Origin of the sequence: Chryseobacterium kimseyorum, assembly GCF_025971945.1 — a bacterium.
Taxonomy (GTDB): Bacteria; Bacteroidota; Bacteroidia; order Flavobacteriales; family Weeksellaceae; genus Chryseobacterium; species Chryseobacterium kimseyorum.
This window is the reverse complement of the sequence record NZ_JAPDHW010000014.1, coordinates 63625-84872: the sequence shown is the minus strand read 5'-3', so window position 1 is coordinate 84872 and position 21248 is coordinate 63625. Positions and strand designations below refer to the sequence as shown.

Below are 21248 nucleotides of genomic sequence, written 5' to 3'. Positions count from 1 at the left end.
GCTTTTAAGGATCTGTTTCGGTGTAGTGAAAAACAAAATAGCTTATCAGGCAGATTATCAGAAAACCTTAAAATTTTAACTTAAAGAATTTGCAGATTAACATAGAACATCAGGGCTAGGATTCAGTTCGTATTCACTTATTACAACCAAAAAGATAAAAATTATCCTTTCTGTAATACGATAGAATACAAAAATCACAAACTATACAGAAATTTATTATTTATATCTAAAAAATATGATTTAAATTTAACAAAAAACACCAGGATGGGAATCATTCCATTAGTTTTAATTACAGTTATTATTGCAATATTTGTTCTGATTAAAATCCCCAATCTCACTCTCACAAGAAAGGTGATAATTGCTGCCGCTATTTTAATGCTTTTTTTCATTGGAGTCGCATACATTTTTATAACAGGTTTCGAAAGCGGAGGAAGACCAAATCTTGAAGAGACTCCTATCATTCAAAAAGAATAAGATAGATTCTGAAAACAAAATAATGGGAAAATAATTTCGCAGGACGAGTTAAATGAAATTATGTAGCTAACAGATATCCTTTTAAATACGAACTTAGATTCTATACAATGGTGGTTTTCCGTTATATTAATTTAAAAAATAGAAAAACATAATAAATGAAAAATTCAGTACTCATCATTTTCCTCACTGTATTCACTTGCTGTGAAGGAAAGAAGCAAACAGACGATTCTTCAGTGACACCTTCCCAAGCAATAACGAGATCATCAAAGATGGTCGCGCTAAGTGATTCTGTAAAAACAGAAGAAATTTTTCAGACTCCGACAATCAGGTATTCTCATCTGGAGAAAGGCTACACTTTTAATCTGCCATTCAATTACAGAATCGAGTATATTCCGAATCAAAACAGCCAAAACAGTTACTACAAATTTCAATGGAAAGTTACAGACGACCTTATCATTGACAGCAATAGCGGTGATTTTAAGCATTTTTCTGTATCCAATTTTATTCCTTACCTCTACTCGTCTTCATACGGAGAAGGTGATTTTTTTATCGTGAAAAATAAAAGTAAGAATCTACTGATGATCTCAGATTTCCTGAAATCTTTTGATGAAGTCCTGTATAAAGATGACAACAGCGCTATCATTAGTGATTATGGGAAATTGAAAGCTTTCTATTTTGAGTACCTACCCAAAAATTCTGAATATTTAGTTTACCTGAGCGATATTCCTTTTCAAAATAAACGTCCCGAAGCGAAAACTGATGAGATGATCAATCAGCTGCTGCATCAGATCAGAATGGCTAAAAATATTTCTAAACCCATTAAAAACCAAGATAAAAGTTGGAATTCTTACGAGAAACAGCTTTCCGTTTTGGAAAAAGACTTTTTCAGAAAACTTAATCTCGAAGTAAAAAAAGAATTCACCTCTGATCAAAATTTAAAATCGTTTTCACCTTCAGATCAGGGAAACAATCCTTATTACACTGTTTTTAGCAATAATAAAGAAATAGAAACTGTTTGGACCAATCTTTACGCTGTACACAACAACGGGACAGTAAGTATCACAGATACTGATAAAAATTTTGATTACTTAAGAGATTTGAATTTTAGATTTTTCTATACTGCAGACTATCAACAGATTTTAAAAACTGACCACAGCACCGTTTTTCAGAGAAAATCACAAGATGCATTTTGCTTAATTTCAAAAACCAAAAATAAGAAGTTTATCATCATGAAAGAATTCCCAGACTTAGTTCAAACACCTCCTGACCATTATAAAAATGAGATCGAGTTTTACAGGGAACTATTTGAAAATTATAAATAGTTATTTCAACAATTATTTCCTGACCTGATACTTAGATTACTGTATAAGCAAAAAAAGTTACAAGCACGATTATGGCATTCATCCTGATTTTATCTTTCATCATCATTGCTTTTTTAATAATCGCAATCATTTGGCTTTTAAAAAATCCTATACGCAGAAAGTATTCTTTTACCGTTTTAGGACTTGCCTTACTTTTTCTTTTGATTTATAATGTTTTTTTTGTCGACCACAGTATGAGATTTATTCAGTCTAAAGTTTATCCAAATTTATATCTCGTCGACAATGAAATAAGTGACAGAGATTCTCTGAACAGAATAATTAAAAAAATGGCGATTGAAAAGATGAATGCGGAATTTATCGGCAATGAAAATAAATTTAAAAGTCACTATAAAGCCACGGATGTTTCTGATTCCAGAACGGATATGGATTATCATATCGATTTCTACACGTATTTTGAGGGTTGGGGCACAGATCCGTTTGGACAAGCCGGCACCGCACATTTTATCGAAAATGAAGAAGATCCTGGAGGATTTTCGAGTGAGGAACTGAGTCATTACAATCAGTATCGCATAGCCAGTTTAAGCGTTCAGTTTTGTAAAAATGATACTGTAAATTATTACAGCGTTCTGAGATACTATCAGCAGGGAAATGAAACCATATCAGACACAATCATCAGCAAATGCAGAAGGAAAAATTAATTTAAAATTTATGATAAAAAAGACACTGAATCAAATTTTCTCACTTCTACTTGCTGCTACTTTTGTGCTCCTATCCTGTGAGAACAAAAAGGAGAAGACTGCTGAAAACTCAGTAATAGAAAATCCACAAAAGGAAATTCGGTCACCAAAAATTCCTACCCATAAAAGCGCATTAAGACCTGATGAAACTATTGAACTCGAAAAAATTTATACTGATACCATACAGTTTGTCAGCTTTAATGACAATGGGGATGACTGGCTTTTCGTCGTAAAGAAAAATAATGATACGGTAAGTTTGATTTACAACAAAGACAATCCGGAATTCACCCGTGGAGACGAACTGGAGATCAAATGGAAAATGGACAGTCTGAGGCCGGCAGGTGATCCTGAGTATTTGGATTACAGCGAATATTTAATCTCAGCAAAAGTGATCAGACCGTTGACATTAGCCAATAAGAAAATAAAATTTTTGTGGCGGAAAATGCAGTATGATAAGAATTTAGAAACTGAGGTTAGTACAGTTATTCTAAATGAAAATTATGTAAAATACATTTCAGATCCCGAGAAAGCTGCTTTGGCTTACGTTGCGACTTTCATTGGTAATGACTGCTCATGGGACGGAAAAGCAAACGATAACATGAGTAATTTGAAATGTAAAATTCTTAGCTCACTGAATTTAGGCTATCAGTGTTCCGAACAACACTTAGGTTTTCTACGATCTTGGTTTAAAAATGATAAAATGATTTTAAAAGAGTTGGAGAACTGTCCTAAGATTCCTGATGGAGCGACCGTTCAGGATACTTTTGACGAAATTAATTTAGAAGTTTCCGGAAATAAAATCACTGTTTTCTTCAAAGCAAATGGAGTTAATTTAAGAGAAGAGAAATCGTGGGAATGGACTGAGAAACATTTTTTTGAGTTAAAAAGAAACGAATTAATACGTTTAAAAAAAGAAATTTCACCCGTTAAACATAGTGATTTTAAAGTGAGAGAAAATTGAGGAAATAAAACAAATAACAAGTCAAGACGATCACACAAATGAAGGCGATTATTACCATATCATTCCTTTTATTTTTCCCTTTTTCCTGCACGAAAGAGAAAACTGCTGTGGATGAAAACACCTCTGTTTCGGATGAAAATCTAAGCAAAAAAATATTCGATTCACTCCGGCGTCAAAGCATTTTTGTTCAGGAAAATGAAAATATTTTAACAAGAATCTGGGTAAAAAGCAACGAAAAACGAGGCAATTATTTCTACTCGGATACTTTAAATATCCTGAAGATTTCAAAGTATAAGTTTACTGGGCAAAAATTAAATCTGATTAAAGAGATTGATTTAGAAAATGCAGAATGGTCTTACCTGGAAATAGACAGCACAACCATCAAAACAAAGAAAATAGGTAAAACAAATTATCTTTTTCTTGCCCATCAAGTCTCAAACATGGGAAAAGCAATGAACGAGATAAGTGTAAATTTCTCTATGATTAATATGGACAATATTGCAGACAACTTCAGTTTACAGTACTATGGTTATCCTTCAGATTACTGTAACGGGTGCATTCGAGGAAATTTCGTGGAAAACTCTAAACTGAAATCATCTGCATTTGCAAAAACTGTGCTTCATCAATATGCGCGTACTTCCAAATTTATTTACCATCCATCAGATGAAGAAAAAAATATTACTCATTACAAGAATTTTGGCGAGAAATGGCAAAAAGACAATGATACAGATAACAATTTTGGGGCTGGTTACTATATCATTCCCGATATCATTTACTCAACCTATTATGATGAAAATCTATTTAAACTTACATCGGCAAGCGAAGAATTTGTAGAAAATGAAAACTACAAAGTTCAATCTGTTTTCCGAGGAAATCTTGTAGGATTTGATAAAAAGAAAAGAAAGTATTTTCCAATCATCGTTGAAAGCTGCTCCCATTTCTGCAACAAGAATGTTGAGTTTGTGGATGCGCAAAAATTAAAAATTACGTATGAAGATGAGCAGTCTTTTGAAATTGATTTAAGTAAGATTGTATTTAAATAAAAATCATCCCATTGCTGAGATGACTAAAATAATATTAATTGAAGGTTATAGTGAGTGTTTTGATGCTGAAAATTTGATATTCCAAAGATAAAATCAAAAGTCAGATTGCGAATCAGGAAAAACACCCTAAATTACATCACTGTAAACCGTCAGATTCCATAATCCAAAAAGCCCTGCATCATATGACGCAGGGCTTTCAGCTTATATTTTTATTCTTACAAAGGTTTTACCAAATCTAAGAACCAGTCTTTAACTTTACCTTCCAAATGGGGGGCCAGTTTTTCTTCACAGGTTCTGTGATAATCATTCAGCCAGTTGATTTCTTCAACAGACAAAAGTTCTTTAGCAATTGTATCTTTGAAGAACGGACAGAACGTCAATGTCTCAAAATCATAAAAAGTTCCTGATCCTGTAGTTTCAGATTCTTTTACGGCAATCAGATTCTCATGACGGATTCCGTATTCTCCTTCCACATAAAATCCCGGTTCGTTCGAACAGACCATTCCTACAAGCAATTCCTGAGGATTCAGATCTTTTCTGATGTTTTGCGGACCTTCATGTACATTCATAAAACTTCCCACACCGTGACCCGTTCCATGCTGATAATCTTTACCGTTCATCCATAAAGGAAGCCTCGCAATCGCATCCAGCTGCACACCTTTTGTGCCTTTTGGAAATTTCACCATCGACAGACGGATTAATCCCTGTAAAACTAAGGTCGAATTGATCTTAAATTCTTCTGAGAAAGCTCCCAACGCCAAAGTTCTTGTAATATCAGTTGTTCCCTCCAGATACTGACCTCCGGAATCCACCAAAATTGTCGCATCGTTGGTGACTTCTTTACTGCCTTCATTTTTTGCAGAATAATGAATCACCGCACCGTTTCCTTTATAGCCAACGATGCTTCCAAAACTTTCTCCCACAAAATTCTCTCCCGCTTCACGGAAACCTTTCAGTTTTTGTCCGATAGAATATTCAGTCATCGCTTCTTTTCCGGCAGTATGTGTTAACCAGTACAGAAATTTCACCATCGCAACACCGTCTCTTACCATTACTTTTCTGAAGCCTTCCAGTTCAGTTTCATTTTTCTGAGCTTTCATCAGATTTCCCGGGACTGCAGATTTTACAAACTCATTTCCGATTTTTAAAGCCTCAAAAATCGACTGATTGCTGTTTGGTGAAACCAAAACTTTTTCGTTTTGAATAGTTTTCAGATGATTGTAGAATTCCTCATAAGGCATCATCTTTACCCATGCTTCATCCATCTGCTTTCTGGCTTCAACCTCCATTTTTTCGAGATCTGTGAACAGAATTGCGTCATTTTTGGTGATAATAATATATCCTAAAAACACAGGATTACTTTCCACATCGCTTCCTCTTAAATTTAAGGTCCACGCAACATCATCAAGACTGGAAATCACATGATAAGTCACTTCCAGACTTTCCATTTTCTGACGGATGGCAGCAATTTTATCAATCACAGATTTTCCTGCTCTCTCAATAGGATGAGTGTAGATCGGATTTTTTGAAGCTTCCCCTCTCTCTTTCCAAACATTTTTCAGTAAAGCATTGTCAGCCAGTGTGATATTTTTCGCATTCAGCTTTTCAAAAAGCAGTTCCCAGTTCGCATGAGAAGTTGCCAAAGCATTTACCGCTACTATACCTTTTTCAGGAATTTCTGAGATAATCCAGTCGATATAATGTGGTGTGCCTTCCATTCCGTCCTTGAAAAGATCTATTCCAGAACCTTCGAGTTCAATGGGAGCCTGGGTAAAATATCTTCCATCCGTCCAAAGTCCGGCCTTATCCTGAGTAACAACTACAAAACCTGCAGAGCCTAAAAATCCCGACAGCCACGCTCTTTCCTGCCATTCTTCAGGCAAATATTCGCTCATATGCGGGTCGGCAGAATATATGATAAATGCATCAACTTTATTTTTTTGCATCTCCTCACGAAGCGCAGCTACTTTTTCCTTTGAAGTCATTTTTATAAATTTTAAGAACCGAAAGTTACAAAAAATTCGAGTTCGCATACACGATTCTGAGAGGTTTTCAGCTGTCAACACTGTTTTTTATCAGAAGCTTAATCCGGCTATCCGCTCATACTCCTCACACCAGCGCTTTTTCGTCTGCGACGAAAGCCCGCCGCCTGCTGCGGGGTAACCGCTACTATCCGGGCTAGGCTGAAGTCACTGTACAACTGTAGGTTATCTCAGCATGAAATATTTTTAAATACCATACATCCAAATCATTATTAATTTCATAATATTTTGGAAAGGTTCTTGCTATTAATTAAAAATGAAAACACAGAATTACCAAAACCACAGGAAGTTTTATCCGCCACATCACTTCATTTTGCTTCCCCTGCTGATGATATTACAGGTTTATGGAATTTATAAAATTTGGGACGACGCAGCAAATCAACTGATTTGGATTTTATTTTCTACGGTGATATTTCTGATTTTATATCTGGCTATTATGACCAGACAGCATTATGCCATTGGTTTACAAAATAGAATCGTTCGGCTGGAGTTCAGGCAGAGATACTATGAAATTTTCAGTAAACGTTCTGATGAAGTGCATGACAAACTAAGCTTTGGACAGATTGCTGCCCTCAGATTCGCTGATGATGAGGAGTTTAAAGAGCTTTTATACAAAGCTTTAAATGAAAATGTTTCGGGAGACGAAATCAAAAAATCTGTCAGAAACTGGCGTCCCGATAACGAAAGAATTTAATTATATAATCACTTAAAATAAACTATTATGAGAATGTTATCTTTATACAGTATGAGCCTTTTTGCCATTCTGTTATTGACAAGTTGTGAGGCAGTAGAAACAATCTTCAAAGCCGGAATGTGGTGGGGAATAATTGTAGTTGTTGGCATCGTGGCCTTATTATTATGGCTTTTTTCTAGGGGTAAAAACTCTTAACCAAATTTTTTATGAATCAATCAGACCAAGAGATTATTTCTCACCTGAAGCCGTCAAAGATTGTTAAAATTATGAAGGATCCGGTAGCTTCTGCAAAGGCGGTGAATCTTATTTACACTTCCGATGCAGAGACAGCCGGTATCATCCGTAGAAAAAGAGGTAAAAAATATCTCTACTTCAAAGATGGCGAGAAGATCAAAGACAAAGATGAGATCAAACGGATCAACAGTTTGGTCATTCCTCCGGCATGGGAAAATGTGTGGATATGCGCCATTGACAATGGCCATCTTCAGGCAACAGGTCTGGACGCAAGGAAGAGAAAGCAGTACAGATATCACTCGCTCTGGAGCGCTTTGAGAAATCATACAAAATTCTACAGAATGCTGCAGTTTGGGTATGCTTTGCCTGAAATTCGCCTGCAGCTGGAAAAAGATTTAGCCTTAAGAAATTTCGAGAAAAGAAAAATCCTTGCGTTAATTGTAAGTTTAATGCAGCGTACCAACATCAGAATCGGTAACAGCATTTATGAAAAACTGTACGGCTCTTTTGGTCTGACCACTTTAAAAGGGAAACATGTAAAAGTGGAAGGCCAGAAAATAAATTTCGCCTTCAAAGGCAAGAAGGGAATTATGCATGATGTCAATCTGAAAAGCAAAAGACTGGCAAAACTGATCACCAAATGCAAAGAAATTCCGGGAAAGGAACTCTTCCAGTATTACGACAGTGAAGGAAACCGCCACAATATCGATTCTGGAATGGTGAATGACTACATCAAAGAATTAAGTGGTGAAGATTTCACTGCAAAAGACTTCAGAACGTGGTCAGGAACGGTAAATGCCCTAATTGCATTTAAAGAAATCGGTTATGCCGAAAATAATACTCAGTACAAAAAGAAAGTGAAGGCTGCATTGGATATTGTTGCTGAACACTTGGGAAATACAAGCACAGTGTGTAGAAAATACTACGTTCATCCGCTTGTTATCAATTTATACGAAAACAATTCCATCAGAAAATATTTGGATGCCCTCGAGGTGATTGAAGAAAATGATGGCAAGGCAGGACTAACACATGAAGAAAAATTAGTCCTACAAATTCTGGAAACAGAAAAAATGTGAGTCTAGATGAATACAGTTGATTCTTTTAGATAAAAGCGTCTTTACTATTTCTTTGAAAATAGAGAATCAATTGAGTACTTAACATTAATTTAATGATCCAAAATTACACGAGTTTAGTTAAGTCTAAACTGTTGGCTGCAACAGTATTTTTGCTCAGCATTTCTACATTTACGACCTTTACTTACATACCTTCTGAGTTTAAAACTGGAGGTGGTTCATGCTATCAAGGAATTTCTGTTCTCATGACAAACGCGGTCATAATATTTTGTCTAGGTCTATTCTCACTATCATTTGTTTTAACATTTTTGAGGAAACATGAAATTTCTGTCTTAATTTCTGTTATTTCAGTTATTTTTTGGCTGTTGTGGGCTATTGCCAACTCAATGAATCAACTTATTGATGGATTGTTATATTTTTCCTTTTTTGCTGTTGCAGGATTTTTTAATGTATATTATCATATACAAGTAAGGAAAATAAGAATTTTTAGCAATCTCTAAGAATTTTATAACATCTAATTACGGTAATAAAATTCACATTCACTTGGGAAGCAAATTCACGATTGACATTAAATAAAAGTTGTAAATTTGTAAAAAGCAAAAATTAAACAATACAACGTAATATGTCAAAAGCAATTTCGCAAGTACCATTTGCAGTAAACGAACCGGTAAATTCTTACGAACCGGGTTCTCCGGAAGTAAAATCTCTAATCGCTCAGTACAAAAAAATGTGGGCACAGAAGATTGAAATTCCAATGGTGATTAATGGTAAAGAAGTAAAAACTGATGATAAAGTTCAGCTTCAGTCTCCTCAGGATCACGCTCACGACTTCGGGTTCTATCACAGAGGGACTATGCAGCATGTAGATGATGCCATCAACGCTGCTTTAGCTGCTAAAAAACAATGGAACGAGCTGGGCTGGGAACACCGCGCGGCTATTTTCCTGAAAGCGGCTGATCTTTTGGCAGGTCCTTACAGAGATGTCATTAACGCTGCGACCATGATCGGACAGTCTAAAAATGTTCATCAGGCAGAGATTGATGCAGCTTGTGAGTTCATCGATTTCCTGAGATTCAACGTAGAATTTATGACAGAAATGTATTCTGAACAGCCGGTTTCCGACGCAGGAATCTGGAATCGTGTAGAATACAGACCTTTAGAAGGATTTGTTTTTGCGGTAACTCCTTTCAACTTTACAGCTATTTCAGGAAACTTGCCGGCTTGTATGGCAATGCTTGGAAACGTTGTAGTTTGGAAACCTTCAGACAAACAAATCTATTCTGCAAAAGTAATTATGGATGTTTTAACTGAGGCTGGTCTTCCTGCCGGGGTTATCAATATGATCTTCACAGACGGAAAAGAGACTGCTGAGAAAGTATTGGCACACAGAGATTTTGCAGGTCTGCACTTTACAGGTTCTACAAAAGTTTTCCAGGGAATGTGGAAGATGATTGGCGACAATATTCACAATTACAGAACATACCCAAGAATCGTTGGAGAAACAGGTGGAAAAGATTTCGTTATCGCTCACCCTTCTGCCAACGTAGAAGCAGTGGCAACAGGTTTGGTAAGAGGTTCTTTTGAATATCAGGGACAGAAATGTTCTGCGGCTTCAAGAGCGTATATTCCAAGATCAATCTGGGAAGATGTAAAAAAAGTTATGGAAACTCAGATAGCATCCATTAAAATTGGTTCACCGGAAGATCCTTCAAACTTTGTGAACGCAGTAATCGATAAAAACTCATTCGAAAAATGCAAAGGCTATATCGACAGAGCGGAAGCATCTAGCAATGCCAACGTCATTATCGGTGGTAAATGCGATGATTCTAAAGGATGGTTCGTGAGCCCAACCGTAATTGAAACGACTGATCCTCAGTACGAAAGCATGGTAGAAGAAATCTTCGGCCCAATCTTATCTGTGTATGTTTATGAAGATAAAGACTGGACAGAAACTCTTAAAATCGTAGATTCTTCATCTCCTTATTCATTAACAGGTTCTGTGTTTTCACAGGACAGATATGCAACTGATGAAGCTTTCAAAGCTTTGGAGAACGCTTCAGGAAACTTCTATATCAACGACAAACCTACTGGTGCCGTTGTAGGTCAGCAGCCTTTCGGTGGTGGTAGAGCTTCAGGAACGAATGACAAAGCAGGTTCTAAGATGAACTTATTGAGATGGACGTCTGTGAGAAGTATTAAAGAAACTTTCGTTTCTCCTAAAGATTACAAATATCCATATTTAGGATAATCTTAAATAAACAAGGCAATGAAAAATTGCTGCTGAATATATAGCCTCGAAATTTATTTCGGGGCTTTTTATTTTAAATTTAACAATACTTTAATATTTTTATCTATTAAATAATCATTAAGCGACAATTTTCGGAATAATTATTGAAGTGTAAGCGTTAACACCATTAAAAATTATGTTATTATGAAAAAGTTAGTTTTATTAACCTTAGGGATAGGATTTATTGCAGCGAGCTGCGGAACAAAGGAAGCGCAAATGTCATCCAGTAACACAGATTCTACAGCAGCGGCAGATACAGCGATGAGAGCTGCACCGGCTGTAGCAGATACATTGACAACAACAGTTCCTATGGACTCTATGAAAGTTGACAGCGTTACAACAACTCCTGCGACAAGATAAAAAGTCTAATGTAAAAATGGAAAATCCGCAGATGAAAGTTCTGCGGATTTTTTTATATTTGAATGACAAACATTAAAAAATTTACTATGAAAAAATTATGGATAGCCGCAATTATGGGACTGATAGTTTTCGGAAGTTGCGCAGATAAAAAAGAAAACAGAGAAGATTATAAGGCTAATCACGACAAAGACCCGATGAGAAACGATTTGGGAGATTCTGCAGTGGCCAATTCAGAACAGAATGCAGCCGATACTTCGAATCTGGCAAACGATACAGTAAAAAAGCCAACAGATTACCAAAGCAAAGAATCAAGGCCGAATACCGACGCGAGCGGTTCAAGATAAATCAGTCAATCCATAGAATTCTATGGATTTTTTATTTTCAGTCGTCTTGACCCAAATTATCGGCAAAGACTTTAACTAAATTTTATGTATTGAATTATTGATTATTATAAAGCCTTATATTAACATAATTATTACATTTGCATTCAATAAAATATTTCATGAAAAAAACAGCAATATTATCATTCCTATTCTTTGCCGTGATTGCGTTCGGACAGGGAATTAAATTTGAAGAAGGAAATTTCAAAAGCCTTTTAGCTAAAGCAAAAAAAGAAAACAAATTGATTTTCATAGACGCTTATGCTGTATGGTGTGGACCGTGTAAACTGATGGTGAAAAATATTTTCCCTCTGAAACCTGTGGGTGATTACTACAACGCCAATTTCATCAATGCTAAAATTGATATGGAAAAAGGTGAAGGGATTGATTTAGCTAAAAAATACAATGTAAAAGCTTTCCCAACTTATCTTTTCATTAACGGTGACGGGGAGGAAGTTCACAGAACTTTAGGATATGTTGAGGAAAAAGATTTCATCCAGTTTGCGATGGATGCAGGAGATCCAAACAAAAGACTGACGTCTTTAAAACAAAAATTTGAAAAAGGTGAAAAGGATCCTGAATTTTTGAAAAATCTGGCTGGCCTTACGATTTATAATGATGCAGACTTTGCAGGAAGAGTTTTAGACCGTTATTTCAGTGCAAAAACCAGCTTAGATCAGCAGGATGTTCAGATGATTCTTGCTGGAACTCAAAGTACAGAAAGCCCTTTGTATAAGATTTTCCAAAATAAAAAAGAAGATATTATCAAGGTTTTGCCGGCTGACCGTTATGATATGGTTGACAAAAACATCAAGCTGAATACGATTATGAAAAAAACGTACAGCGCAGATACAAAAAAATGGAATGATGCTTATTTCTTAACTGAGACGCAGAAATTTCTTACAAAAGACGAATCTGAAAAGCTTCTGAAAAGAGCGAAATCCAGCAGAGCTTTAAAAGACAAAGACTTTGCTACTTACGAAAAAATGACTTTGGATCTTTACAAAGATTATACTGCACTAAGTTCTGAAGAATTAAATTCAGTAGCGTGGAATTTCTTTGAAAATGTAAACACAAAATCATCTTTGGAAACTGCCGTAAAATGGGCTCAGGAATCTGTGAAGAAAGATGAGAATTATGCCAATACAGATACTCTGGCAAACCTTTACAACAAAGTAGGTGATAAGAAAAATGCTAAAATTTGGGCTGAAAAATCTATCGCACTGGGAAAAGCAGCAGGTGAAGATACTTCAGAAACAGAAAAAATATTGAAGAGTTTATAAACTATTTAATTAAACATAAAAAATTCCGCTGAAATAAACTTCAGCGGAATTTTTATTTATTGCACGGTTTTCGTCAGTGCAGATGGCGAAACCTATATATAATTTTTCAGATACCTTCTAAAAATTTCTAGATCTGGCTTTCTTCGTAAACCTACTCGAAATGACGTACCTATTGAAATTTCAGGAATATTTTATTAGTACTGGAACAATACACTTCCCCATGTAAACCCGCTGCCAAAAGCTGAAAGAAGTACAAGATCTCCTCTTTTGATTTTCCCAAGCTCAATTGCTTCACTCAAGGCAATTGGAATAGACGCAGCCGTTGTATTACCATATTTTTGGATGTTGTTATGAATCTTCTCATCCGGTAAACCAAATTTCTGCTGAACGAACTGAGCGATTCTCAGATTCGCCTGATGCGGAATAAACATATCCAGATCATCAATCGTTTTTCCGGCTTTATCCAAAGCTTCCTGCATAGTTTCAGGGAATCTTGTAACAGCGTGTTTGAAAACAAAATTTCCATTCATAATTGGATACACTTCTTTGTTGGTCACATTTTCAGGTTCCTTTCTCATTCTGTCGCTCCAGCCGTATTTCGATCCCGGAAACTGCGTGCACAGTTCATCTGCATATTTCCCTTCAGAATGCATATTCATTGCTAAAATATCTCCAGCATTTTCATCTTCAGTTGCAGAAAGAACAATGGCTCCTGCCCCATCCCCAAAAATAACAGAAACTCCTCTTCCTTCGTCAGAAAAATCAAGTCCGAAAGAATGGACTTCCGCTCCTACCACTAAAATATTCTTATACGTTCCTGATTTAATAAAAGCATTGGCAACGCTCATCGCATACACAAATCCTGAACACTGATTTCTTACATCCAAAGCACCAATGGTATCACAACCTAACATATCCTGAAGCAGTACTCCACAACCGGGAAAATAATAATCCGGTGAAAGCGTGGCAAAAACAATGTAGTCAATATCTTTTGCGGTTAATCCAGCTTGTTGAAGTGCTTTTTCTGACGCTTTGAAACCGAGATAAGCTGTAGTCTCCTGCGCATCATTTCTGTTAGCTCTGTGTCTACGCTCTTTGATTCCGGTACGTTCAGTAATCCACTCATCATTGGTGGTCATTAATTTTGCTAAATCATCATTGGTGACAACGTGATCCGGAACATGAAATCCGATTCCTTTTATTGTACTTTTAATCATATAGTTTGTTTAATTTTGGTAAAGATAAAACTTTATTTTACACATAGGTTTTTTTAAAATTAATACTATTTTTACGGGATGCCTATCAACACAATTTACAGAGATTCGGGATGCGAATGGATAGACGTAGAAGCACCTACGGACGAAGATATGAAGTACCTTCACGAAAGATATGAGATCAACAATCTTCTGTTGGAAGATACCTTAGACCCTAACCACTTACCCAAATATGAAGAAGACGGAAATGTAAAATTCTTCCTTCTCCGCGAAAGCACCGAGCTCGAACGTAAAAACCTCAACACCATCAGTGATATCAGTACCAAAATTGGGATTTTTCTTTTAGAAAAAACCATTATTACGATCCACAGAATGAGGACAAAAAGTATCGCCGAAACCAAAAAAGAACTTACCACCAGTACCGAGACTGTTCATCCGCATAAAATTGCACTGATGATCTCTCTGGTGATTATGAAAAGTTTTGATGATGAAGCCATCAGCCTTTTTGAAACGATGGATAATATTGAAAATGAAATCTTCCTAAAAAATACCAATCATACCAACCAAATCCGAAGGCTGTATAAATTAAAGAGGAAATCAGGATTAAACTCAAGGGTTCTGACGATATCCAATGATGCAGTTGAAAAATTTAAACTGCTAGAACTTGAAGATTCTGAAATTGTCGATTTAAAGGATAAACAGAAAGATGTTGTTGCCGATTTTGACCATCTTAATATTCAGATTACCAACTTAATCTCGATGTTTCTCGCGCTGTCTGATCAGAAAGCCAATCAGGTAATGAAAGTATTGGCAATTTATTCTGTGTACTTTTTACCGATCACTTTTATTGCTGGATTATATGGAATGAACTTCGACAATATGCCGGAACTTCACACAAAACATGGTTATTTTTACACATTGGGCTTAATGGGTGTGATCGTGATCTGCACATTTATTTATGCAAGGAGAAAGCAGTGGTAGTTCATTTTAAGTTATAATTCTGTTTGAACGCAGATTTTTTAATAATTAATTTGCTAAATCAGTTTAATCAGCGAGAAAAAACTAAATAAAAAACACCAAACCAAAATCATGAAAACCGAAATCCTTCAAAAGATCCTTGAGGACGACGTACTTTCTCAGGAATCAAAAGAAAAGCTCAGCGCTTTACATGAAAACATTTCCACCAAAGAGTTTTCCGACATTCTCGATGCTGAAGGCAATCAGTACATCGAGTTTGTACAGGAAGGCGGTGGCGTATGGGGAAGTGCTTTGGTAGGATATCTTTATGCTTTAGAAATCTTTGGAATCCGTTTTCTGAAAATTGCCGGGACCAGTGCCGGAGCCATCAACACCATGCTGATTGCTGCCTGCAAAACCAAGGAAGAAGCGAAAGGTGAAGTAATTAAAGATATTCTTTTCAACTGGGATTTTTCAGATTTCATCGATGGGAAACCGTATGTGAGAACGACCATTCATGCGATGCTCAACAATAAAAATTTCATTAAAATCAACGTGATAATTATTGCTGTGGTAATGCTGATTCTGGTGGCGCTGCCGTTTATAATCTCATCGGAAACAATTCTGAATGCTAAACTTTTATTTTTAGTTCCTCTGATTCCTGTTATTATCGGATTTCTGTGTTTTAAAAAGTTTTATCACGATTTTAAGAAAAGCAACAGCGGACTGAATCCTGGAAATGTTTTTCTGAAACAGATGACCGATGTGATGAATGGATTCGGGATCAAAACTGTCGCCGAACTCAACCAAAAATTCATTCAGAAAGAAGAGAAGATGAATCTGAATTACCGTTACGGAAACGGCATGGAATTTTACACCAACGCACTGAACGGAATTGAAGATATTAAAATGAATAATCTCGAACACATCGATGAGACCCGTTACCGAATATTCCTCGAAAGTGCCGAAAATAATGATTACTACAAAAATAATCCGTTTTATCAGCTTCAGACAGAATATATTGTTATCACTACCGACATCAATGCTCAAATAAAAGTTGAACTTCCAACAATGGCCAATCTCTACTGGTCGGAAGAAGAGCTGAAGCACATCAGTCCGGCTGAATTTGTGCGGGCCTCTATGTCTGTTCCTTTCTTTTTTGAACCGATGCAGAAGCTCATTAACAAAGAAGACGATTCTGTAAAATATGCCTGGAAATTCTGGATGAATACCCGAAAAGAAGATATTTATCCTGTTGGGATTTTCATTGATGGCGGAACACTTTCCAATTTTCCTATCGACCTTTTTCATATGAATGATATATTTTATCCGAGAATGCCTCTGTTTGGAGTTCAGCTGACCAGCGATTCTGAAATCTTGGGTGCCAAAGGAAAGACAAGTGAACAAATCCTGAAAACTCCCCTCTCCTACGCCGGAAACATCATCGGAACTTTGAAAGGTTTCAACGATAAAATGTTCCTGACCAAATACTCATTTTACAATCTGTACAGCATCAAAACCGTCAACTGTGGAACGAGCAGCTGGCTTAATTTCTTTATGAAAAGAGAGGAAAAAGAACAGCTTTTTAACGCCGGATTTCTCGCCGCTCTCGATTTTCTCAACCAATTCAACTGGGAAGAATATAAATGTGAAAGAATGATGGTCGCAATGAAAGAGAAAAAAATTCTGAAGGAAGAGGATACGAAGACGGTGGGGTGAGTAATTTTGAGTATTTTAGCTCTAACTATGATTTATATATATAGAGACTTAATAAGATGATTATACTACAACAACAAACTCCATATCTCTCACTAAATCAACTTGAGAATTATAAATTAAATGACTTCTCAATTATTACCGGATTAAATGGATCAGGGAAAACACATTTACTAAAGGCCATAAATGAAGGAGCAGTTAAGGTAGAAGGCATTGACCAATCTGGTATCATATATTACAGTTACAATGATTTTAATATATTTTATGATGATCTTTCAAAAAATAATGACTTGAAAATTAAGAGTGATTTTTTCGCAAATAAAAGCTCATCATTTTCACAAAACTTAGTAAACCAACGTTCTACAATTCTAAGCCAATACAAACTAAATGAAGGTGATTATTCAGCTTTAGAATATATAATCATTAACTCACCTGATTTGATTAAATGGAGCGAAGATGAAATTGAAATCTTTGAAAAAAAACAATTAGAGATTGAAAAAATACCTTTGATGCAATCTGAGATTCCAGAGTTCTCTCCAAAACAAAATAATTTAATAAATCATATTAAAAAAGATTTCAAAACTATTAATATCAGAGAGTGGTTATTAGATAAAGAGGATTTAGTATTTAGAACACAAATTTTAAATATAATTAGAAATTATAATTACAATATAGAAATTATAAATTGGTATAACTCTCAAATTAATCTTTATAATCTTAAAATAACCGAAGATCCTAATTTTCAACTTCATCCAATTTTTCTGAGTTTGCATAATCAGGGATTTGATCAAAATTTCATAAATTTTCTTAATTCAGTAAACCAATATCCGATTTTAAAGAAAGAGTTCTTAGCTATTAAAGAAAGCTTTCGTGAAATTTTTAATGAAATTAAAAAATATTTCATTAAGAATATATCACCGGAATATTTAGCGTTGTCAACTAAAGTCAATGGAGAAGAAAAAATTTTAAATCAGATTAACGTGGATACTGGATTTCTAAATCTTCAAATAGTTGCTGATGCGGAGAAAAATTATCAAGTTGCGAAAGCTAGAAATGAGTTTAATGAATTTCAGTCTAAAATGAAAGGTCACAACATACATTTTATGGCGGAGGATCAATTTTATAAACATATGGTAATTCGCCATTGGTATTTCTAAATGAAGTTTTGTATGAATATGATTGTAATGGATATGAGTTTCGAAGCAGTAATATTAATATTCAATTAGGATATGATATCACTAATCAGAATGTCTCAATCTCACTTTTTAACAAAAAACAAAATTTTCATACCACTTTAGATGCACTATCGTCAGGTGAAAAAACATTAATTGCATTATCCTTCTATCTTTTTAAACTCCAAAGAAATAATGCTATAACGTCTCTCTTACTTTTAGATGAAATAGATTCTGCTTTACATCCATCAATGTCAAAAAGATTAATGGATGTTCTATATAATGTTTTTCATAAGAAAATGGGGATTAAAATTTTAATTTCAACTCACTCACCTTCAACAGTGGCTTTTGCGCCAGATGAAAGCATTTTTGTAATGGACAAAAATAAAACACCAAAAATTTATAAGGTTTCAAAGGACATAGCTTTGAAAGAGCTTACTTCTGGCGTTCCATCGTTTAGTATAAATCACAAAAATAGAAGACAAGTTTTCGTTGAGAGTGAAAATGATGTGATGTTTTATGAAGGGTTATATAATATTTACAACTCTCGTTTAAATCCAGAGATATCTTTAAACTTCATTTCTTCTGGTGATTCAAGAACAGATAAAAATGGCATCCCTATATCTAACTGTGATCAGGTTATTAAAATATCTACAACCTTAAGAAATTCAGGGAACAATTTTATTTGGGGAATTATTGATTGGGACTTAAATTTAAAAGAGCCTGAATATGAATTTATAAAAGTTTTAGGCTATAAAATGAGATATAGTATTGAAAATTATTTACTTGATCCATTATTGCTAGCTATTTTATTCTGGCATGAAAGAATTTTGAGCTCACAAAGTTTTGGCTTTATTGAAGAGAAGACATTTCCAAGCATAATAAATTTTACAACATTTGAATTTCAAAAAATGATTGATAAAATTATATTTGATATCGATCAAAAACGTAAAGAAAAAAATGGTTACGAATTAAGTGAATATGTACTTCTAAATGAAATTAGAGATTCCAAAATGGTTTTTGGAAATGCAAGGACATAAATTGGAAGAGATTATTATTGAAGCTTTTCCAGCATTAAAGAGCATTAAGAGAAAAGAGCCTGATCTAAAATTAGCCGTCATAGAAAGAGTAATTTATGATTTTCCAGATCTAATACCAAAAGAACTACTTGAAATCTTTAAAAGTATTCAGGAGGAATAATAACAGTATTTAGCAAAACTATTTCTTCATTAAATTGACTAAACAATACTATATTTTATTAAGAACAACCAATTTCTAATTAACTATGACCACAAAAATAAATCTTAGAGAATCGCTCAACCTACCCAATTCAGAAGCAACCACACCCACTGAAATTTTTCAAAATCAAACCCTGCGTCCCATTCTGAAATTGCAGAACGATTTGTACATTTCACTGTTTACCAATTACGCCATCCGTCAGAATTCAGATTTTAATGCGCTGCCTTCCTCGAAAAAAGCCGTGATGATCGAGCAGAGTCTTCAGAAAGACAATGTTTTAAAAAATACTTTTATCGGAATGACGATTGGAATGTTTACCGTTGAAGAAATGGAAGTTTATATTTCAGACAGCAAGGTTTTTAATAAAAGAATTATCACGATGCTGATTGAGAGGCTGAAAAGTGGATTTAAAAAATAACAGGAAATGAATTGGATTATCAGAAGTACCAAAACAGTGAAATATCACACAAACTTAAAAGAAATTTTAAAACCAATTTGGGAAAATTTAGGAGACTACCATTGGATTATTACTGATATTGATTTCATGAGCGATACTGAACTTCCGATAAATTTTAATGCTGATTACTTTTTTTTAACTCATGCAGAATTTGAAAGAATTTTTCAATCAAATGCTCAAATTATTTGGGGAATTATTTCTGCGGTTCCGCAAGATTCTGCTATTGATTTTGGGAAAGTTTCTACTCTATCGGCAGAAAATATTTGTGTCTGGGAATGTAATGAATTTCAAATTCATCAATCTATTGTTGAAATTACTGCTTTTGACAGCGGCTATACTATTGTAAAATTCAAAGATCAAAAACTATCAGAAAAATTTAAAGACTATTTTCAAAATCAAGCTTTAGATTTGCAGGCTTTTAACGACAAATAGCTGAGATTCCTCCTTTGTCGGAATGACAGATTCTATGCAATGAAAAATATTTTTTGTTAAGCACATAACAGGACGCTCCTCATGGATCTTAGATTCTGATGTTCGATTGTTACTGAAATCAGTTAAAATTCCAACCTTAACCTTAACCTTAACCTACTCAACAAGCCACATCGGTTTCTCTTTCAAAATTTTCCCGTTGATTTCGCAACCCTCCGCATGAGCTCCTTTCAGAAAACCAATGCTCATCAGAAACTCATTCACAATTTCGCCACCAGTAAATTTGAACGTTTTTTTGAAAAGTTTCATCCATTCTTCTAAAGTTTTTGGGTGATGATGCTCGAGCCATTTTTCGAACGAACCAAATTCCTTCTGTAATTCGATGATAGTTTTTGCATTTTCGATGGCGGCATTTACTTTCAGTTTATTTCTGATGATTCCGGGATCTGCGAGTAACCGTGCACGGTCTTCTTCAGTGTAACAAGCAACTTTTTGAATATCAAAATTATCGTAGGCATTTCTGAAACCTTCTTCTTTTTTAAGGATGGTTTCCCAGCTCAGACCTGCCTGATTGATTTCCATAACCAATCTTCCGAACAATTCGTTGTCATTATGGATTGGGAAACCATAATGGTTGTCGTGGTAATTTTTGTGCAGTTCTTTGCGGCTTTCGGGCTGCATTCTTTCGATGGCTGAACAGTAACTCATGAGAAAAGGTTTTCAGTTTTGTTTAAAAATTTATCTAAAGCTTCTTTCATATCAATTCCGGTTCGGTCAGCAAGTACAATCAGCCACCAGATGTTTTCGCCTAATTTATGTTCCAGTTCTTCAGCGGAATCTTTCTTTGACCATGTTTTTTCGTGGGACATCACGTTTCTGCCTATCAGTCCGGCGTCGGAAAGATATGCTAAAGCGTCCTGTTCCAAAGTCCATTCTTTTCCATTTTGCTGAACTTCCAGTTGGTGGTATTTTTTTCTGATCGCCAGAGAGCGTTCTATTATTTTGTCGAAATTATTCTGATCCATATTTGATTTTTAGGGAATAAAGATAATACAAACTGCTGACAACTGTCTGTCAGGAGGTTTTGGTTTGATGGAAATTAATCATTTTGCCCCTGTTATTTAATTACGATGTTTTTTAAAGTCTATGACTATATAAAATTAATTTATAATAA

General features: G+C 35.0%; 22 protein-coding genes. 18 read left to right on the top strand and 4 right to left on the bottom strand.

Going from position 1 to position 21248, the window contains the following annotated elements; translation table 11 throughout:
- Positions 1-264: 264 nt before the first annotated feature.
- The 5 genes from OMO38_RS16735 (at position 265) to OMO38_RS16715 (ending at position 4537) form a co-directional block, all read left to right on the top strand.
- Entirely contained in the window at positions 265-474 is a 210-nt protein-coding gene (locus OMO38_RS16735; RefSeq protein ID WP_264751334.1) for a hypothetical protein, read from the top strand.
- Positions 475-629: 155 nt separating this feature from the next.
- On the top strand, positions 630-1796 hold the full coding sequence (locus OMO38_RS16730; RefSeq protein ID WP_264751333.1) for a hypothetical protein: 1167 nt from the start codon (positions 630-632) through the stop codon (positions 1794-1796).
- 71 nt (positions 1797-1867) lie between these two features.
- Positions 1868-2494 carry a hypothetical protein gene (locus OMO38_RS16725; RefSeq protein ID WP_264751332.1) on the top strand — a complete coding sequence of 209 codons (627 nt, stop codon included), beginning with the start codon at positions 1868-1870 and terminating at the stop codon, positions 2492-2494.
- Between the two features lie 10 nt (positions 2495-2504).
- On the top strand, positions 2505-3494 hold the full coding sequence (locus tag OMO38_RS16720; RefSeq protein ID WP_264751331.1) for a hypothetical protein: 990 nt from the start codon (positions 2505-2507) through the stop codon (positions 3492-3494).
- A 38-nt stretch (positions 3495-3532) separates the two neighbouring features.
- Positions 3533-4537, top strand: a complete 1005-nt coding sequence (locus OMO38_RS16715) for a hypothetical protein (RefSeq protein WP_264751330.1) — start codon at positions 3533-3535, stop codon at positions 4535-4537.
- A gap of 215 nt (positions 4538-4752) precedes the next feature.
- Here OMO38_RS16715 and OMO38_RS16710 read toward each other — a convergent pair whose 3' ends face one another.
- Positions 4753-6522, bottom strand: coding sequence for an aminopeptidase P family protein (locus OMO38_RS16710; RefSeq protein ID WP_264751329.1), 1770 nt, complete (start codon positions 6520-6522; stop codon positions 4753-4755).
- 313 nt (positions 6523-6835) lie between these two features.
- Here OMO38_RS16710 and OMO38_RS16705 point away from each other — a divergent pair, with 313 nt between their 5' ends.
- The 6 genes from OMO38_RS16705 (at position 6836) to OMO38_RS16680 (ending at position 12890) form a co-directional block, all read left to right on the top strand.
- Positions 6836-7273 carry a DUF6526 family protein gene (locus tag OMO38_RS16705; RefSeq protein ID WP_264751326.1) on the top strand — a complete coding sequence of 146 codons (438 nt, stop codon included), beginning with the start codon at positions 6836-6838 and terminating at the stop codon, positions 7271-7273.
- Between the two features lie 206 nt (positions 7274-7479).
- A complete protein-coding gene (locus OMO38_RS16700) occupies positions 7480-8583 on the top strand; it encodes a DNA topoisomerase IB (protein WP_264751325.1) in 1104 nt (367 codons plus the stop codon).
- Positions 8584-9202: 619 nt separating this feature from the next.
- Complete coding sequence (gene pruA / locus OMO38_RS16695; RefSeq protein WP_264751324.1) at positions 9203-10828, top strand: L-glutamate gamma-semialdehyde dehydrogenase; 1626 nt, start codon at positions 9203-9205, stop codon at positions 10826-10828.
- Between the two features lie 183 nt (positions 10829-11011).
- Positions 11012-11227 (top strand): cytochrome C551, encoded by a 216-nt coding sequence (locus tag OMO38_RS16690; protein WP_264751323.1) that lies wholly within the window; start codon positions 11012-11014, stop codon positions 11225-11227.
- An 86-nt stretch (positions 11228-11313) separates the two neighbouring features.
- Positions 11314-11571, top strand: coding sequence for a hypothetical protein (locus OMO38_RS16685; RefSeq protein WP_264751322.1), 258 nt, complete (start codon positions 11314-11316; stop codon positions 11569-11571).
- Between the two features lie 158 nt (positions 11572-11729).
- Positions 11730-12890 (top strand): thioredoxin family protein, encoded by a 1161-nt coding sequence (locus OMO38_RS16680; protein WP_264751321.1) that lies wholly within the window; start codon positions 11730-11732, stop codon positions 12888-12890.
- A gap of 194 nt (positions 12891-13084) precedes the next feature.
- Here OMO38_RS16680 and OMO38_RS16675 read toward each other — a convergent pair whose 3' ends face one another.
- Positions 13085-14107, bottom strand: coding sequence for a 3-oxoacyl-ACP synthase III family protein (locus tag OMO38_RS16675; RefSeq protein ID WP_264751320.1), 1023 nt, complete (start codon positions 14105-14107; stop codon positions 13085-13087).
- 78 nt (positions 14108-14185) lie between these two features.
- Here OMO38_RS16675 and OMO38_RS16670 point away from each other — a divergent pair, with 78 nt between their 5' ends.
- The 7 genes from OMO38_RS16670 (at position 14186) to OMO38_RS16640 (ending at position 20077) form a co-directional block, all read left to right on the top strand.
- The gene (locus OMO38_RS16670) at positions 14186-15085 is read left to right on the top strand and encodes a magnesium transporter CorA family protein (RefSeq protein ID WP_264751319.1); all 900 of its coding nucleotides are present in this window, start codon (positions 14186-14188) and stop codon (positions 15083-15085) included.
- 108 nt (positions 15086-15193) lie between these two features.
- The gene (locus tag OMO38_RS16665) at positions 15194-16780 is read left to right on the top strand and encodes a patatin-like phospholipase family protein (protein ID WP_264751318.1); all 1587 of its coding nucleotides are present in this window, start codon (positions 15194-15196) and stop codon (positions 16778-16780) included.
- A gap of 56 nt (positions 16781-16836) precedes the next feature.
- Entirely contained in the window at positions 16837-17934 is a 1098-nt protein-coding gene (locus OMO38_RS16660) for an ATP-binding protein (RefSeq protein ID WP_264751317.1), read from the top strand.
- A gap of 8 nt (positions 17935-17942) precedes the next feature.
- On the top strand, positions 17943-18989 hold the full coding sequence (locus OMO38_RS16655; protein WP_264751316.1) for an ATP-binding protein: 1047 nt from the start codon (positions 17943-17945) through the stop codon (positions 18987-18989).
- The gene (locus tag OMO38_RS16650; protein WP_264751315.1) at positions 18976-19149 is read left to right on the top strand and encodes a hypothetical protein; all 174 of its coding nucleotides are present in this window, start codon (positions 18976-18978) and stop codon (positions 19147-19149) included. The genes OMO38_RS16655 and OMO38_RS16650 overlap by 14 nt, the downstream gene beginning before the upstream one ends.
- Positions 19150-19234: 85 nt before the next feature.
- Positions 19235-19606 (top strand): glyoxalase, encoded by a 372-nt coding sequence (locus tag OMO38_RS16645; protein ID WP_264751314.1) that lies wholly within the window; start codon positions 19235-19237, stop codon positions 19604-19606.
- A 6-nt stretch (positions 19607-19612) separates the two neighbouring features.
- Entirely contained in the window at positions 19613-20077 is a 465-nt protein-coding gene (locus OMO38_RS16640; protein ID WP_264751313.1) for a hypothetical protein, read from the top strand.
- Positions 20078-20230: 153 nt separating this feature from the next.
- Here the strand turns inward: OMO38_RS16640 and OMO38_RS16635 are convergent, their stop codons facing one another.
- Complete coding sequence (locus OMO38_RS16635; protein ID WP_264751312.1) at positions 20231-20782, bottom strand: DNA-3-methyladenine glycosylase I; 552 nt, start codon at positions 20780-20782, stop codon at positions 20231-20233.
- Entirely contained in the window at positions 20779-21099 is a 321-nt protein-coding gene (locus tag OMO38_RS16630; protein WP_264751311.1) for a nucleoside triphosphate pyrophosphohydrolase family protein, read from the bottom strand. Before OMO38_RS16630 ends, OMO38_RS16635 begins: the two co-directional genes overlap by 4 nt.
- Between the last annotated feature and the right edge of the window lie 149 nt (positions 21100-21248).

Excerpts from the sequence above, each read along its gene's own strand:
- OMO38_RS16735 (WP_264751334.1), top strand. The coding sequence starts at position 265 with ATGGGAATCATTCCATTAGTTTTAATTACAGTTATTATTGCAATATTT.
- OMO38_RS16730 (WP_264751333.1), top strand. The coding sequence starts at position 630 with ATGAAAAATTCAGTACTCATCATTTTCCTCACTGTATTCACTTGCTGT.
- OMO38_RS16725 (WP_264751332.1), top strand. The coding sequence starts at position 1,868 with ATGGCATTCATCCTGATTTTATCTTTCATCATCATTGCTTTTTTAATA.
- OMO38_RS16720 (WP_264751331.1), top strand. The coding sequence starts at position 2,505 with ATGATAAAAAAGACACTGAATCAAATTTTCTCACTTCTACTTGCTGCT.
- OMO38_RS16715 (WP_264751330.1), top strand. The coding sequence starts at position 3,533 with ATGAAGGCGATTATTACCATATCATTCCTTTTATTTTTCCCTTTTTCC.
- OMO38_RS16710 (WP_264751329.1), bottom strand. The coding sequence starts at position 6,522 with ATGACTTCAAAGGAAAAAGTAGCTGCGCTTCGTGAGGAGATGCAAAAA.
- OMO38_RS16705 (WP_264751326.1), top strand. The coding sequence starts at position 6,836 with ATGAAAACACAGAATTACCAAAACCACAGGAAGTTTTATCCGCCACAT.
- OMO38_RS16700 (WP_264751325.1), top strand. The coding sequence starts at position 7,480 with ATGAATCAATCAGACCAAGAGATTATTTCTCACCTGAAGCCGTCAAAG.
- pruA (WP_264751324.1), top strand. The coding sequence starts at position 9,203 with ATGTCAAAAGCAATTTCGCAAGTACCATTTGCAGTAAACGAACCGGTA.
- OMO38_RS16690 (WP_264751323.1), top strand. The coding sequence starts at position 11,012 with ATGAAAAAGTTAGTTTTATTAACCTTAGGGATAGGATTTATTGCAGCG.
- OMO38_RS16685 (WP_264751322.1), top strand. The coding sequence starts at position 11,314 with ATGAAAAAATTATGGATAGCCGCAATTATGGGACTGATAGTTTTCGGA.
- OMO38_RS16680 (WP_264751321.1), top strand. The coding sequence starts at position 11,730 with ATGAAAAAAACAGCAATATTATCATTCCTATTCTTTGCCGTGATTGCG.
- OMO38_RS16675 (WP_264751320.1), bottom strand. The coding sequence starts at position 14,107 with ATGATTAAAAGTACAATAAAAGGAATCGGATTTCATGTTCCGGATCAC.
- OMO38_RS16670 (WP_264751319.1), top strand. The coding sequence starts at position 14,186 with ATGCCTATCAACACAATTTACAGAGATTCGGGATGCGAATGGATAGAC.
- OMO38_RS16665 (WP_264751318.1), top strand. The coding sequence starts at position 15,194 with ATGAAAACCGAAATCCTTCAAAAGATCCTTGAGGACGACGTACTTTCT.
- OMO38_RS16660 (WP_264751317.1), top strand. The coding sequence starts at position 16,837 with ATGATTATACTACAACAACAAACTCCATATCTCTCACTAAATCAACTT.
- OMO38_RS16650 (WP_264751315.1), top strand. The coding sequence starts at position 18,976 with ATGCAAGGACATAAATTGGAAGAGATTATTATTGAAGCTTTTCCAGCA.
- OMO38_RS16645 (WP_264751314.1), top strand. The coding sequence starts at position 19,235 with ATGACCACAAAAATAAATCTTAGAGAATCGCTCAACCTACCCAATTCA.
- OMO38_RS16640 (WP_264751313.1), top strand. The coding sequence starts at position 19,613 with ATGAATTGGATTATCAGAAGTACCAAAACAGTGAAATATCACACAAAC.
- OMO38_RS16635 (WP_264751312.1), bottom strand. The coding sequence starts at position 20,782 with ATGAGTTACTGTTCAGCCATCGAAAGAATGCAGCCCGAAAGCCGCAAA.
- OMO38_RS16630 (WP_264751311.1), bottom strand. The coding sequence starts at position 21,099 with ATGGATCAGAATAATTTCGACAAAATAATAGAACGCTCTCTGGCGATC.